We start from the raw sequence: 14,392 nt of genomic DNA on the forward strand, positions 1-14,392 counted from the left end.
TCCCTTGAGTTTGGTTCGATTTTCCAGGGCGCCCGACGGCGCCCGAAACTAGAAGCGCGGTGCCGCCTTGTTTGCCGCGCGATAGGCTGAGGTGACAGTGTTGGCCATCAGCAGCGCGATCGTCATCGGCCCGACACCGCCGGGTACCGGCGTGATCGCGCCGGCCTGTTCGGCTGCACTCGCATAGTCGACGTCACCGACCAGCTTCGATTTGCCGTTGGCGCCTTCGCTGCGGTTGATGCCTACATCGATGACGGTGGCGCCCGGCTTGACCCAGTCGCCCTTGATCATCTCGGGACGGCCAACGGCTGCGACCAGGATATCGGCCGTGCGGCACAGCGCCGGCAGGTCCTTGGTGCGACTGTGGGCGATGGTGACGGTGGCATTGGCGTTGAGCAGAAGGTTGGCCATCGGCTTGCCGACGATGTTGGAGCGGCCGACGACGACGGCGCTGAGACCCGAGAGGTCGCCGCCGAGCGCGCGCTCGATCAAGAGCATCGAGCCGGCGGGCGTGCAGGGCACGAAGGCGGTGTCGAGTTCGCCGGTGCCGAGCTTGCCGACATTGGTGAAATGGAAGCCGTCGACATCCTTGTCGGCCGAGATCGTCTGGATGATCTTGCCGGCGTCGATGTGGTCGGGCAGGGGCAGCTGCACCAGGATACCATGGATCGCCGGATCGGCGTTGAGCTTGCGGATCAGCGCGACTAGGTCGGCCTCGGTGGTCTCAGCCGGCAATGCATGCTCGACCGAATGGAAGCCGCACTCCTTGGCCTTCTTACCCTTGGAGGAAACATAGACCTGGCTGGCAGGGTCGTGGCCGACGATGACGACCGCGATGCCAGGAACCACGCCCGTCTCGGCGATCAGCGTTTCGGCTGCTGTCCGGACCTTGGCCACCACATCGGCGGCAACTGCCTTGCCATCGATTACCGTCGTCATGCTGTGCACTTCCTCCCAGGCAAGCGCGATCATTCCTACGGCAGATACCGCAGGTTTCCAGCTCCGGATACAACACCCGGCCCGCTTTTCGCGCTGAATTTTCCCGTCTGAATCTATAGCAGGCGGCATGCCTGAAAGTCAACCTTAATGCAAAAATCTTTCATGAAGAGAAATATCGGCGATTTGCATTCCGGAGAGTGAAGTCGCGCGACGAGCGTTGCCTCAAAAGCAAAAGGCCGGCGTGCGCCGGCCTCTGCCTGTATCTCATTTAGCTCCGCTCAGATGACGAAGAACCAGTTGGCGAGCAGCACCACCGCGACGCCCGCGATCAGCGTCAGATAGGGCAGGATGCCGGCCTTGCGGTTCTTCAAATCCTCCTGGCTGATGCCGAGGTCGTCGAGCATGTGCACAGGGAACTTGCCGCCGTCTTGGACATAGTGGCGGTAGCAGAACACCGGGATGATGAGGGCGGCGGCAATGAAGCCGGCCCACAGGGCCCAGGGGTTCCACACCTTGGCGCCGGCACCCATGAACATGGCGTTGACGTAGGAAAGCAGGGCGCCGACGGCGATCAGGATCGTCGGTGCCTTCCACGGCCGCTTGATGTGGCCGTTGTCGATGCGGTGGATCCAGCCTGAATTCAGGTTGAGGAAGTTGAAGATGATGTAGCCGCAGTTCGACACCGACAGCACGAAGAAGAAGCTGGTGGCGTCCGCGGCGGCGACTGCAAGCAGGAAAACGTTGAAGATCAGGTCAGTCCACATCGCGCGGGTGGGCGCGCCGTGGCCGTTGACGTGGCTGAGGTAACGCGGCAGCCAGCCGTCGACCGAGCCCTGGTACAGGGTGCGCGACGAACCGGCCATGGCCGTCATGATCGACAGCATCAGCGCCATGATCATCAGCATCACCATGATCGAGGTGACGAAGCCCGCGCCGCCGACCATCTTGGCCATGGCTTCGGCAACGCCCGAACCGTCGACAATGGGGGTTGCCAGCATGCCGTTGAGGCCGAGCACGCCCTGGAAGGTGAAGGGCACCAGCGTGTAGAGCGCTAGGCAGAGCAGGCCCGAGTAGAAGATCGCCCGCACCGTATCGCGGCCGGGGTTCTTGAACTCCGAGGTGTAGCAGATGGCCGTTTCGAAGGCGTAGGCCGACCATGCCGCGATGAACATGCCGCCGAAGGCAAGGGTCCAGCCGGCGACGTTCCACGAGCCGGGTTCGGGCGCGTAGGCGGCGGCGAGCGGCACCAGCGGCGAGTAGTTCGCCCAGTTAATCTGGCCGGTGATGATCGGAACGACGCCGACGATCAGCATCGGCACGATGACGATCAGGCCGATGTACTTCTGCACATTGGCGGTGCCGAGGATGCCGCGGTGCTGGATGGCGAAAGTCACCAGCATCAGGATCACGCCGATGAAGAACACGGAGTTGAGCGAGAAGCTGACCGGGCCGAGCGAGCCGTGATAAAGCGTCCAGGTGCGGATCGCCGGCGTGGCGGCGGCGCTCAGCACCGCGATGGCGTCAGCCGCTGCCTTGCCGGCATTGGCCGGATCTGCGAGCCATGCGACGACTTCGGGCGAGGTGTCGGTGAAGCCGGGGATAGGGGCCAGGGCGTTGAGGATGTAAGCGGCCGCGATCGAGCAGCCGAGGGACAGCACAGGCGTCCAGGCGAGCCAGTTGCACCACACCGACAGCGGCGCGATGAACTTGGAATAGCGCAGCCATGCGGTGGCGCCATAGACCGAGGCGCCGCCCGACTTGGACGGGAACAGGCCGGCGATCTCGGCATAGGTGAAGGACTGGATCAGGCCGAGAATGATCGAGGCGGTCCAGATCAGGAAGGCGATGTTGCCGGTGGTTCCGGCGATGCCGCCGATGGAAAACAGCACCAGAGCCGGCACGCCGCTGGCGACCCAGAAGGCGCCGCGCCAGTCGATTGTTCTGTGAAGGCCGTCGCCGGCCTCTGCGGTTGTCATTGTTGTTGCGCTCATTTCAGTTCCCCGACTTGGTCGAAAGGTCCCGCGCCTTTCGACACGGGACCGTTTGGGTTTGTTGTTGGGTCCGGCGTGTCAGAGCACGAAGAACCAGTTGGCAATCAGCACCACCGCAAGACCGGCGATCAGTGTCACATAGGGCAGGATTCCCGCCTTCTTGCGGTTCAGGTCGGCCTCGTTCATGCCGAGGTCCTCGAGCATGTGATCCGGGAACTTGCCGCCGTCTTGGATGTAGTGGCGGAAGCAGAACACCGGCAGGATCAGCGCGACGGTGAACAGGCCTGCCCACAGCGCCATCGGGTTCCACACCTTGGCGCCCGCGCCCATGAAGACGGCGTTGACGAAGGCAAAGATGGTGCCGGCTGCGAGCAGCCAGGTCGGGGCCTTCCACGGCCGGTGGATGTGGCCGTTGTCGAGACGATGGATCCAGCCGGCATTGAGATTGAGGAAATTGAAGATGATGTAGCCGCAGTTTGCGACGGCCAGGATGAAGAAGAAGCTGGTGGCGTCGGTGGAGGCGATCGCCAGCAGGCAGAGGTTGAAGATCAGGTCGGTCCACATGGCGCGGGTGGGCGCGCCGTGCTCGTTGACATGGCTTAGGTAGCGCGGCAGCCAGCCGTCGAGCGAACCCTGGTAGAGAGTGCGCGACGAACCGGCCATTGCCGTCATGATGGCCAGCAGCAGCGCCAGGATCATCAGCATGACGAGAAGCGTCTTCACCAGGCCGCCGCCGCCGACCATGGTGGCCATGGCGTCGGCGACGCCCGAGCCGTCGACGATCGGCGTTGCCAGCATGCCGCTGATGCCGAGCACGCCCTGGAAGGTGAACGGCACCAGGATGTAGAGCAGCATGCACAGCAGGCCGGAGTAGAAGATCGCCTTGAACGTGTCGGTGGCCGGGTTCTTGAACTCGCGGGTGTAGCAGACTGCGGTCTCGAAGCCGTAGGTCGACCAGGCCGCGATGAACATGCCGCCCAGCGCCAGCGTCCAGCCGGCGACGTTCCAAGAGCCGGGCTCGGGCGCATAGGCAGCAGCCAGCGGCACCAGCGGTGAATAGTTGTCCCAGTTGATCTGGCCCGTGATGATCGGGACGATGCCGACGATCAAAAGCGGCACGATGACCAGCAGGCCGACGACCTTCTGCACATTGGCGGTGCCGAGGATACCCCGATGCTGGATGGCAAAGGTCATCAGCATCAGGATCGCGCCGATCCAGAAGGTGGCGTTGAGCGAGAAACCGACCGGACCCAGCGTGTGGCTGTAGAGCGTCCAGGTACGGATGCCGGGAGTTGCTGCCGTGGTGACGGCGGCGACGGCGTCGGCAGCACTCGTGCCGACATTGGCTGCCATGTACTGCAGCACCTCGGGCGAGGTTTCGGTGAAGCCGGGGATCGGCGCCAGCGCGTTGAGGATGTAGGCGGCGGCGATGGTGCAGCCAAGCGACAGCACCGGCGTCCAGGCGAACCAGTTGCACCATACCGACAGCGGCGCGATGAACTTGGAATAGCGCAGCCAGGCAGTCGCGCCATAGACCGAGGCGCCGCCCGACTTGTTGGGGAACAGCCCCGCGATCTCGGCATAGGTGAACGACTGGATGAAGCCCATGATGATGGACAGCGTCCAGATCAGGAAGGCGATGTTGCCTGTCGTGCCGGCGATGCCGCCGATGGAAAACAGGACAAGCGGCGGCACGCCGCTGGCAACCCAGAAGGCGCCTCGCCAGTCGATTGTTCGATGCAGTTGCCCGGCGGATTCCGCCGTGCTGACATCAGTTACAGCGCTCATTGGTTCAATTCCCCATTTGGCTATAGGAGTGCCGTTCGCCCACGCCGACTTTCGGTTTCGTGGTACGCGAGCATTTTCCGCTTAGGCTTCTTTTTTTCCTCAAAGTGAAGTTTGTCCGAATCCGATGCGCCGTCAAGCCATTTTGTCGCACGGCTAATGGAAACATCGCGCAACGGAAGCTTGCCTGGATGATCGGCCAGTGGTGTCGTGCCTGCATGGACGAAATCACCCTACCCGAACGGGTGGGAGCGCCGGGCTTCAGCGGTTTTTCCGGTTCCAGACGCCTGTTCGGCGGCTAATTTGACGCATCCACTGGAATGAAAAATTAATTCATGATATGAATTGATCTCTATGGCCGTATCGGGAGGAATGATCGGCCTGAAATCAAGGACGTTTCGGCAAGAGGTGGGCGCGATAACATAGGCGGGAGGAACATGAACGCCGCATGGAAAGGTCAGCGCCAGGGCATCGGAATTGAGGTGGTGCCGGTGGCAAGAGAGAGCAAATTCAGGGTCCTGATTGCCGAGCGCAATCCGCTCGTCGTGGCAGCTCTGGGCGACATGATCACACGTGACAGCCGTTTCGAGCTCGTCGAAAGCCTGCAGAGCGGCAAGGCCTTTCTGCAGGCCGCGGCCCGTGCCGAGACGGGTTTTGATCTGGCGGTGCTGGGCTGGAAGCTCTCCGACATGGACAGCGGCGAGGTGCTTTCCGAGATGCAGCGCCAGGGCCTGCATGCCCGCGTCGTCATCTTCTCCAACGACCATGACGTGGCGATCCTCAAGCAGTGCGTGCGGCTCGGCGTGCAGGGCTTCTGCTATCAGTTCGACGATCCGGCAATCCTGTTCGACACGCTGGTCGCCGTCGGCCATGGCCGGATCTGCATTCCTTACGTCGATGTCTCCAAGATCAACGACACGCCGCTGTCTCGCCTGACGACGCGCGAGCGCGAGCTGCTGTCGGTGCTCGCCGACGGCTGGACGAACCTGCAGATCGCCGCCCGCACCGGTATTTCGGAGAACACGGTGAAATACCACCTCAAGAATCTCTACGACAAACTCGACGTACGCAACCGCGCGATGGCCGTGGCGCTCTATGCCAGCGAGAGGAACCGCGGTCCGAGCCTGAGTTAAACCGGGATGAGTTGTTCCTGTGGGGCAACTCGGCTGGGTGTGAGACTGATCTCGCACCTTTCGCGTATCACGTCGCCTGCCTTCCTCCTCTCCGTCACGGCTTTGCCGTGCCACCTCTCTCCCACTTTGTGAGGGCGAGGAAACGCGAGCCACGCAATTCGCGGTACGGTCACTGAGATCCCGATGACCACCGCATACGTCCGTCTTGCGGGCGGGACTTGGCAGAACGCGGGTCCCTCGCCCCGCGAGGTGGGGGAGAGGTGGCACGGCGAAGCCGTGACGGAGAGGGGCTTTGGCGAGCCGTTGGTTCGCCCTGGTTGACTGAGTAGCCCTCCCAAAAGTCGAGGCGAGGGAAGTCGATATCCTTCCGCAGCTTCATCTTTCCAGCCGACAAGCCCAAAGCAAAAATGCCGCCCTGGTGGGGCGGCATCTGATGATGTCGGGCAGTCCGGAGGACCGTGGTCTTACTCCGCTGCTTCGGCGGTGCGCAGGTAGGACTCCAGCGAGTCGTCAAGTGCATCCTTCCATGGCGTATGATGCGCCGGCGCCATCGTGCCGGTGATGACAGACCTGTAGGAGTGGTTGCGGAACTCCATGATTCCCTTCTTCTTGTGTTCCTTCCACTCGAAGAAGGCCTGGTTGGCGCCGTCCACGTCGAAGCTCGGATAGTCGGTCTCGGCTATCAGTTCCTTGACGTACTCACCCTGGTATTCGATCGCGTCATGGGCGTCCTTGCCTGCGTCCTCGCGGGCCACGCGGTCTTCGACGTCGGCGATCATTTCCTGCTTGGTCGCGGGCAGTTTGATGCGGTCGAGGATGACGTCGCGTGTCCACCATGCCTGCGCGTCGAACATGTTGAAGGTGAACCACTGGTCCTGCATGCCGAGATAGAACAGCGCCGGATTGTGAACGTAGGCGACGCCCTTGTAGAGGTCGGCGGTCGCCAGCCGGTTGGCCGTCCTCAGGCGCAGGTCGTCGGGCAGGAACGGGAAGTGGTGCTTGTAGCCGGTGCACAGGATGATCGCATCGATGCGCTTCGTCGAGCCGTCCTTGAAGGTGGCGGTGTTGACGTCGACCCGCTCCAGCAGCGGCCTTTCTTCCCAATTGTCGGGCCATTTGAAGCCCATGGGCGCGGTGCGATAGCAGTTGGTGATCGACTTGGCGCCGTATTTCCAGCACTGCGAACCGATGTCTTCGGCCGAGTAACTGGTGCCGACGATCAGGATGTCCTTGCCGGTGAACTCGCGGGCGTCACGGAAGTCGTGGGCGTGCAGGATGCGGCCGTTGAAACGGTCGAAACCGGGGAATTCAGGAACGTTCGGGGTCGAGAAATGGCCCGAGGCGACGATGACGTTGTCGAATTCCTCAGAATAGCAGTGATCTTTCGGCAGGTCCTGTACGGTGACGGTGAATTTCTTGGTCTCTTCGTTCCAGGTCACCATGCGCACCGCGGTCTCGAAGCGGATCCACTTGCGTACACCGGCCTTGTTCACGCGGCCTTCGATGTAGTCGAAGAGAACCGCACGCGGCGGATAGGAGGCGATCTGCTTGCCGAAATGCTCTTCGAAGGAATAGTCGGCGAACTCCAGGCCCTCCTTGGGGCCGTTTGACCAGAGGTAGCGGTACATCGAGCCGTGGACGGGCTCGCCATACTGGTCGAGGCCGGTGCGCCAGGTGTAGTTCCACAGGCCGCCCCAGTTGGCCTGCTTTTCGAAGCAGACAATTTCCGGGATGTCGGCGCCCTTCGCCGCGGCGGATTGAAATGCTCTCAGCTGTGCGAGCCCTGATGGCCCGGCTCCAATCACGGCGACACGCGCTTTCATGCGGAACTACCTCCCAGTAATTTTCCATGACGAAAGAAATTTCACTGGGATGATAATAATGGACCGTCGTCGCTGTCAACAAGCTTCGTCGTCGAAGCGTTTGGCGCAGACGCGGGCAGACGGGCAGCGACGCCTGCCTGTGGCATCGATTTTCGCTACTGGCATGAAAGGAAGCCTTGCCAGCGTCGTCAAAGCAGGTATTCTCTAGACTGAAATTACTTTACACACAGGCAAATTCAGACGAGGTGGTGACGATGTTTGCAGACTACCCCGCCGTACGCTCGGGTCCACCGCAACCGAGCTTGATCCTTCAGCCAGGGCTGCTTTTGCCTGGCATGGAGCGCTATCATGTGCCGGGTCGGGGGGCGGCGCTGATCGACATCGAGGCGGGCGACCGCGTGAGCGTGCGCAATCTCGAGGGCGGCCAGGCCTGCGAATTGGTGGCGTTCGACGCTGCCGGCCGCGCCGATCCGGGCATTCTGGGCACGCGTTCGAACAGCGATGCCGCGGGCCTGAAGGCGCTGCTTGTGGATGGCGACGACAGCCTGCAGAAGTTCCGTCTGGGTCTCGCCCGCCGCAAGCTCGAGCTTGGCCGGGCCGAAGCGGTGCGCTTCTTCGATGGCTCGACGCCCGCCGGCACCGAAGAGAGCTTTGTCGTCACACGCCCGGGGTCGCTGGTGGTTGCCGCGCCCGGCAGCCCGATGGCGGTCGACGGCCAGGACACCTCGACGCCGCTGGTGGTGATGATCAAGCGGGCAACGGTGCGGGCCGCCTCCGGCCGTTCCGACCTGCCCGATCCGCTCGCCGAGCCGGTGCTCGATCTCAGGGTCAAGTCGAAGACGGCCGAGAGCTTCTTCGTCAAGGCCGGCGACTACATCCAGATCATCGACGTCGACGGCCGCAGTGCACCGACTTCCAGTGCTTCTCGGCCCGCAAGCTCGACAAGGGCCGCGACCTCGCGCTCGACGTCACCGCCACCCGCTCGCTGATGGGCCATGCCTATCCGATGCCGGGCCTGCATGCGAAGTATTATGATCAGGATTTCGAGCCGCTGGTCGAGGTCATCCAGGACACCTGCGGCCGCCATGATGCGTTTGCGCTCGCCTGCTACGCCAAATATTACGACGACATCGGTTATCCCGGCCACGTCAACTGCTCGGAGAACTTCAACGGCGCACTCACGCCCCATGGGGTCAATGCCCGCGCTGGCTGGATGGCGGTCAACTTCTTCTTCAACACCGGCATCGATGCCCATGGCGTGATGTATTCGGACGAACCCTGGTCGCGGCCGGGCGACTATGTGCTGCTGCGCGCCCTGACCGACATCGTCTGCGTCTCCTCCGCCTGCCCCGACGACACCACGCCATCCAATGGCTGGAACCTCACCGACATCCACGTCCGGACCTATTCCGGCGCCAACACATTCCAGCGCGCGATCGCCCGACGCACGACCCCGGAGGCCGAACCCAAGATGACCCGCGAGACCGCCTTCCATCAGAGCTTTGCCAAGCACACCCGCAACTTCATCGAATACAAGGGTTTCTGGCTGCCGCAGGAGTTCGCCAAGGAAGGCGCCATCGAGGAATACTGGGCCTGCCGCACCAAGGCGGTGGTGATGGATCTTTCCGCCCTGCGCAAGTTCGAGGTCACCGGCCCCGACGCCGAAGCTTTGATGCAGTACACGCTGACCCGCGACGTCAAGAAGCTCGGCGTCGGCCAGGTCGTCTACACCGCCATGTGCTACGAGCATGGCGGCATGATCGACGACGGCACCTTGCTCAGGCTCGGCAAGGACAACTTCCGCTGGATCTGCGGCGACGACTATTCCGGTGTGTGGCTGCGCGAGGTGGCGGAGAAGCTCGGCCTCAAGGTGCTTGTCCGCTCCTCCACCGACCAGATGCACAACATCGCGGTACAGGGTCCCAACAGCCGCGATATCCTGAAGGAGATCGTCTGGACGCCGCCGCACCAGCCGGCACTGTCCGAACTCGAATGGTTCCGCTTCACCATCGGTCGCATCGGCGATGCGACGGGTGTGCCCATCGTCGTTTCCCGCACCGGCTACACCGGCGAACTCGGCTATGAGGTCTGGTGCCATCCGCGCGATGCCGAAAAGGTCTTCGACGCGGTGTGGGAAGCGGGCCAGCCGCATGGGCTGAAGCCGATGGGTTTTGCCGCCCTCGACATGGTGCGCATCGAGGCCGGCCTGATCTTTGCCAATTACGAGTTCTCCGACCAGACCGACCCGTTCGAGGCCGGCATCGGCTTCACCGTGCCGCTGAAGACCAAGACCGACGACTTCATCGGCCGCGACGCGCTGATCAAGCGCAAGGACAATCCGATCCACAAGCTTGTCGGCCTCGACATCGACGCCAATGTCGCTGTCGGCCATGGTGACTGCGTCCATATCGGCCGCGCCCAGATCGGCATCGTCACCTCGTCGATGCGCTCGCCGATCCTCAACAAGAACATCGCACTCGCCCGCGTCGAGGCACACCATGCCGAGGTCGGCACCGAGGTCGAGGTCGGCAAGCTCGACGGCCAGCAAAAGCGCCTGCCGGCAAAAATCGTGCCCTTCGCCCACTACGACCCCAAGAAGGAACGCCCGCGGTCCTAAGCCAAACAAACCTCTGGCCAACAACCAAAAGCCCCGCAAACGCGGGGCCTTTTCTTGCAGGGAAAGGGACGCGAACCCGGGGGAGGACGTTCAGGCGACGTTGCTCGCCACAGCGGTGGCCGATCTGCGCATCGACAGCCACAACGCCGTCTGGTCGCCAGGCATCGGCAGGGCGATGCCATAGCCCTGGACGGCTGGGCAGCCGAGTTCCTGCAGGCAGGACAGCTCGGCGTCGGTTTCGGCTCCTTCGGCCACGACCGAGATGCCGAGACCGCGCGCCAGCTCGACGATGGCCCGGACGATCTTCGCATTGGCCGGCTTCTTGTTGATGCCGCTGACAAAGCGGCGGTCGACCTTCAGCCTGTCGATCTCGTTGTCGCCAATATGCGCGAGCGAGGCGTAGCCAGTGCCGAAATCGTCGAGTTCCATGCGAATGCCGGCCCGGCGCAGATGCGTGAGCGCAAGCCCGATGCCGCTGTGCTCGTCGTCGAGCATCACCGACTCGACGATCTCGAGCGCAACCAGACGCGCCGGCAGGCCCTCGCGCCGCAGGAGTGAGAGCAGATGGCTGGCAAAACCGGGCTCGCGCAGTTCCTGGGCCGAGGCATTGAGCGAAAGACGGCCGAAAGCGAGGCCCGAACGATGCCAGGAGGCGGCCGTGGCGATGGCCTTCGCATAGATGATCCGGCCGATGGCCGGCATGAGGCCAGCCTTTTCGGCCACGGGCAGGAATTCGCCGGGCGAAACGGAGCGCCCGTCAATCTGCCAGCGCACCAGCGCTTCGACGCCGATGACCTCGCCCGCTCGGAGCGAAACCTGTGGCTGGAAATGAACCGTAAACGCTTCCTCGGCGATTGCCTTGCGCAGCGCCCGTTCGAGGTTCGTCTGCTCCTCGAACTTGTCGCGTAGGGTCGTGGTGAACAGCTTGTAGCAGCCCCGGCCTTCGGCCTTCGCCCGATAGAGCGCCAGATCGGCGTTGACCATCACGTCGTCGACGACGCTGTCTTCGCTGAACAGGGCGGCACCCACGCTGGCGCTCGGTTTGATCGAGGTGCCGGCAAACTCGATCGGTGCCTTGAGCGCGTCGACGATGCGCGCCACCACCCGGCCTGCATCCATGTCGGAGCCGGCGTCGTTGAGAACAATGGTGAACTCGTCGCCGCCCAGCCGAACGCAGACGTCCGACTCGCGGACGGTCGTCAGCAATCGACACGCCGTCTCCACCAGGACGGCGTCGCCCGCCGCATGGCCGAACGTGTCGTTGACCGTCTTGAAGTGGTCGAGGTCGATACGGACGATTGCTAGGGTTTCGCCCTTGCGCTTGGCGCTGGCAACCGCCGTCTCGATGTAGTCGTTGAGGAAGGCCCTGTTGTAGAGGCCGGTCAGTGCATCATGGTTGGCGGCAAACGCCATCGCGTCGCGCGCCTTGAGCAACTCGCTGGTGGTGGCGACCACCTTGCGGACCAGCGGGCGGAAGATGAGCAAGGCTTCGGCAATCAGCAGCAGGATCGTCAGGATGAAGACGGTCAGGTGGACTTTCTCGACGACCAGGCCCTTTCCGCGTGCCTCGGAAGAAAACAGCCGCGTCAGCGTCTCATATTCCCGACGGGCCTTCTCGACGACATAGAGTCTCAGCGCGGTGAAGTGGGTGACCGCTTCCGACGGCATGCTGGCCGACACGTTGAGCGGCAGCGCGTCCTGGAAGGCGTAGACCGTCTGCGCCAGGGTTTCGGTCGATTGCCTGAGCTGGCCCGGCGCCTGCTCGAACAGCCGCACGGCGTCCTCGGAGAGCTCCAGGCGGTAAAGCGGCGAATTTGGGTTGGTCGAGCCTTCGCGGATCAGCTGCTCGTTGTTGAGGAACTCGGTCAGTGCGTGGTGCAGGTTCTGCCGCGCCTGGGTGCGCATCCACTGGCCGTGGGCCATGTAGGCTTCGGTCGCCGACAGCAGGATGCGTTGCGACAGCATCTGCTGGCGGGCCCCAATCTCGATCAGCGCACCCTTCTGCACATTGGCAGAGATCACCGAACTGAGCAGGAAGAAGCTGGCGGTCGCCAGCGACGCCACCAAAAGCAGCGCGCCCGCATAGGACGCGCTGGTCTTGCGCATCAGACCATGCGCGAGCAACTGGTGTTCCGAACTTGGCCGAAGCCGCTTGTCCGGTGACATGCCGTTCTCCCCCTAGAACCAGCTCAGAATTCCTCCGGCCGGAAACTTAGGCGGCAATAGTGAAATCGATGTAAATCTCTAGACGTCGCAGATGATAAATTTGCGCCGTCAAGCCATGCCAAAATCGAAATGCCGATACATGCTGTATATATTTTAGATTAGATCCATGATGAATTTGCAATCGACGCTATTCGAAGTGTGGCGCACGAAACGGTGGCGATGCTCGCTTGGATGTTCTCGGTCACAAGCGTTTCATGGCCAAGATGCCGGGCGACAGAAGTGTAGCCGACCACAGGAATGCTGAGAACCAGTTCGCGACCTGGAACGGCACGACCCTCAGTCCACATACCCCGGAAACGAATGGAACGGTTGCCCGCAAGGGGCCGAAGAATCGGCAGAGCACGATGCTGAGCGCTCCCCAGCGCTGGAAGAACGCTTCGCCTCGCGGCAGCAGATCAGGGTAGCGCCTGGCCAGCAGGGAGTCGTGCACGACATGTGCGAAGCGCCTGCCGAGCCAATAGGACACCCAGTCGCCGAGTGCCGCGCCGGCGCTGATCGCGATCCATACCGGGGTGATGTCGACGCCGCTCGCGCCGATCGAGAAACCGATGCCGATGAGAAGTGCTGTTCCGGGAATGAGCAGCGGTATGAAGGGCAGGGACTTCACGAAGGCGAGTATGAAGGCGATCGTGGTAAGCCAGCCTTCGGCTTCCTGGATAAATTCGCCGACCGCGGCGGCGTATGGGCCCAAGTCGGCGACATATGGAAACAACCGGCCATCCTTTGTCGGGTGATACGCAGAAGCGATGCTAAAGTAGGAAGTTCAAGCGCGGAGCCCGCATCGCGTGGCTGGCGAAACGAAGCCGTGCCGATCTGCGCAAGAAACAAATGCGTTTCTCGAAGAAGTGCGCCAATGTCCTAGTCGTCGCTCAGAAGTGCCTGCAACTCGGCCAGCCTGTCGTTGATCAGCCAGCCATAATAGTTTTCGACGGGCAGCTTCCGCCCACTGCCGCTCGCCACGGCCTGCCTCAGTTCGGCTGCGCGCCGCCGCGGCTGGCCAACATTGAAAAGGGTCGCGGTAATGCCGGGATTGCCGGAAATGTCGAAGCCCTGGTCGGCATAGGCGTCGATTGCGTCGCGCACGATGGCCGCTATGTAGATGATCGCCCGGTCGGGATCCATGATGTCGCGATAGATGGCCTGCGGTTTGTCCGGGGTGAGCTTGGCAAAGCCGCTGTTTCGGTTGACGAGGTCGGTCACCTGAAGCGCTGTGAGCGGGCTGATCTGGCCGAGGCCGAATGTCTGGCCCGCATAGAACGGCTGGAAGAAGGCGCGTTGCATGGTCACGCCGTCATAGGTCACGCCATCGACCGTTCGGCCGCGAAAGGCATCCTCCCAGACCTGGTCGCGACAGCTCCAGAGGATGGCGCTGCCCTTGTCCTCGGAGCAGTTGGCAAACTCCGGCCGCGTCAGGAATTCCTGGACGGATTTTCCCTTGTACCGGAAGGAGAAGTCAGCATTGGCGTAAGCCAAGGCCTTGACGTAATAGGTCTGGGCGGTGCCGACGGCGCTGACGTTGTAGGTATGCTCGCCCACAAGCGCGCCGATGATGTGAATGGGTGCGACGTCATAGGCCGCCGCCGCTTTCCTGATCTGGACCATCAGCTTCCTTTCGCGTTGCAGCAACGCGACGATCTGCTGGTATTTGGCGTCGTAGGTCGTGTTGAAGGCGCTGGTGCGCCGCGCCGAAGCATCCGGGATGGTTGGCTGGCTGGCCGACCGGTTGCCGGCAGGCACGACCACCATCTTGTCGGCCAGCGAGGCAGTCGGTGCCCCCCATATGGCAATCGCCACCGCAACTGCCGCCACGGCTTTCGTTAGCCTGCCAATAAATCCCATCCCTCGCCCCCTCAGCCGTTCGCCCGTGCCACATAAGCA

8 protein-coding genes and 1 pseudogene are annotated in these 14,392 nt (G+C 62.6%); 2 read left to right on the plus strand and 7 right to left on the minus strand.

Annotation, left to right across the window (positions count from 1 at the left end; all coding sequences use genetic code 11):
* Positions 1-48: 48 nt before the first annotated feature.
* From folD to B015_RS0104700, 3 genes are all read right to left on the minus strand, one after another.
* Complete coding sequence (gene folD / locus B015_RS0104690; RefSeq protein ID WP_026226890.1) at positions 49-939, minus strand: bifunctional methylenetetrahydrofolate dehydrogenase/methenyltetrahydrofolate cyclohydrolase FolD; 891 nt, start codon at positions 937-939, stop codon at positions 49-51.
* A gap of 278 nt (positions 940-1,217) precedes the next feature.
* Positions 1,218-2,930, minus strand: a complete 1,713-nt coding sequence (locus tag B015_RS0104695; protein WP_051091891.1) for an APC family permease — start codon at positions 2,928-2,930, stop codon at positions 1,218-1,220.
* Positions 2,931-3,008: 78 nt separating this feature from the next.
* Positions 3,009-4,718: an APC family permease gene (locus tag B015_RS0104700; RefSeq protein ID WP_018426513.1), complete on the minus strand. Its 1,710-nt coding sequence runs from the start codon at positions 4,716-4,718 to the stop codon at positions 3,009-3,011.
* A 434-nt stretch (positions 4,719-5,152) separates the two neighbouring features.
* Here B015_RS0104700 and B015_RS0104705 point away from each other — a divergent pair, with 434 nt between their 5' ends.
* A complete protein-coding gene (locus tag B015_RS0104705; protein WP_081623435.1) occupies positions 5,153-5,848 on the plus strand; it encodes a response regulator transcription factor in 696 nt (231 codons plus the stop codon).
* A 464-nt stretch (positions 5,849-6,312) separates the two neighbouring features.
* On the opposite strand, the gene B015_RS0104710 is transcribed toward B015_RS0104705, so the two are convergent.
* Positions 6,313-7,671 carry an NAD(P)/FAD-dependent oxidoreductase gene (locus B015_RS0104710; RefSeq protein ID WP_018426515.1) on the minus strand — a complete coding sequence of 453 codons (1,359 nt, stop codon included), beginning with the start codon at positions 7,669-7,671 and terminating at the stop codon, positions 6,313-6,315.
* Positions 7,672-7,925: 254 nt separating this feature from the next.
* Between B015_RS0104710 and B015_RS30450 the strand changes: the two are divergent.
* A pseudogene (locus B015_RS30450) lies at positions 7,926-10,288 on the plus strand (DUF1989 domain-containing protein).
* A 90-nt stretch (positions 10,289-10,378) separates the two neighbouring features.
* Here B015_RS30450 and B015_RS0104720 read toward each other — a convergent pair.
* The 3 genes from B015_RS0104720 to B015_RS0104730 all read right to left on the minus strand — a co-directional run bounded on the left by B015_RS0104720 (position 10,379) and on the right by B015_RS0104730 (position 14,353).
* Complete coding sequence (locus tag B015_RS0104720; RefSeq protein ID WP_018426516.1) at positions 10,379-12,454, minus strand: EAL domain-containing protein; 2,076 nt, start codon at positions 12,452-12,454, stop codon at positions 10,379-10,381.
* A 241-nt stretch (positions 12,455-12,695) separates the two neighbouring features.
* On the minus strand, positions 12,696-13,226 hold the full coding sequence (locus tag B015_RS0104725) for a DedA family protein (RefSeq protein WP_018426517.1): 531 nt from the start codon (positions 13,224-13,226) through the stop codon (positions 12,696-12,698).
* 146 nt (positions 13,227-13,372) lie between these two features.
* Positions 13,373-14,353: a DUF1402 family protein gene (locus B015_RS0104730; RefSeq protein ID WP_051091892.1), complete on the minus strand. Its 981-nt coding sequence runs from the start codon at positions 14,351-14,353 to the stop codon at positions 13,373-13,375.
* Positions 14,354-14,392 lie beyond the last annotated feature (39 nt).

Origin of the sequence: Hoeflea sp. 108, assembly GCF_000372965.1 — a bacterium.
Lineage (GTDB): Bacteria > Pseudomonadota > Alphaproteobacteria > Rhizobiales > Rhizobiaceae > Aminobacter.

What these genes read in the sequence shown, in the direction of transcription:
- folD (WP_026226890.1), bottom strand. Translation starts at nt 939, where the DNA reads ATGACGACGGTAATCGATGGCAAGGCAGTTGCCGCCGATGTGGTGGCC.
- B015_RS0104695 (WP_051091891.1), bottom strand. Translation starts at nt 2,930, where the DNA reads ATGAGCGCAACAACAATGACAACCGCAGAGGCCGGCGACGGCCTTCAC.
- B015_RS0104700 (WP_018426513.1), bottom strand. Translation starts at nt 4,718, where the DNA reads ATGAGCGCTGTAACTGATGTCAGCACGGCGGAATCCGCCGGGCAACTG.
- B015_RS0104705 (WP_081623435.1), top strand. Translation starts at nt 5,153, where the DNA reads ATGAACGCCGCATGGAAAGGTCAGCGCCAGGGCATCGGAATTGAGGTG.
- B015_RS0104710 (WP_018426515.1), bottom strand. Translation starts at nt 7,671, where the DNA reads ATGAAAGCGCGTGTCGCCGTGATTGGAGCCGGGCCATCAGGGCTCGCA.
- B015_RS0104720 (WP_018426516.1), bottom strand. Translation starts at nt 12,454, where the DNA reads ATGTCACCGGACAAGCGGCTTCGGCCAAGTTCGGAACACCAGTTGCTC.
- B015_RS0104730 (WP_051091892.1), bottom strand. Translation starts at nt 14,353, where the DNA reads ATGGGATTTATTGGCAGGCTAACGAAAGCCGTGGCGGCAGTTGCGGTG.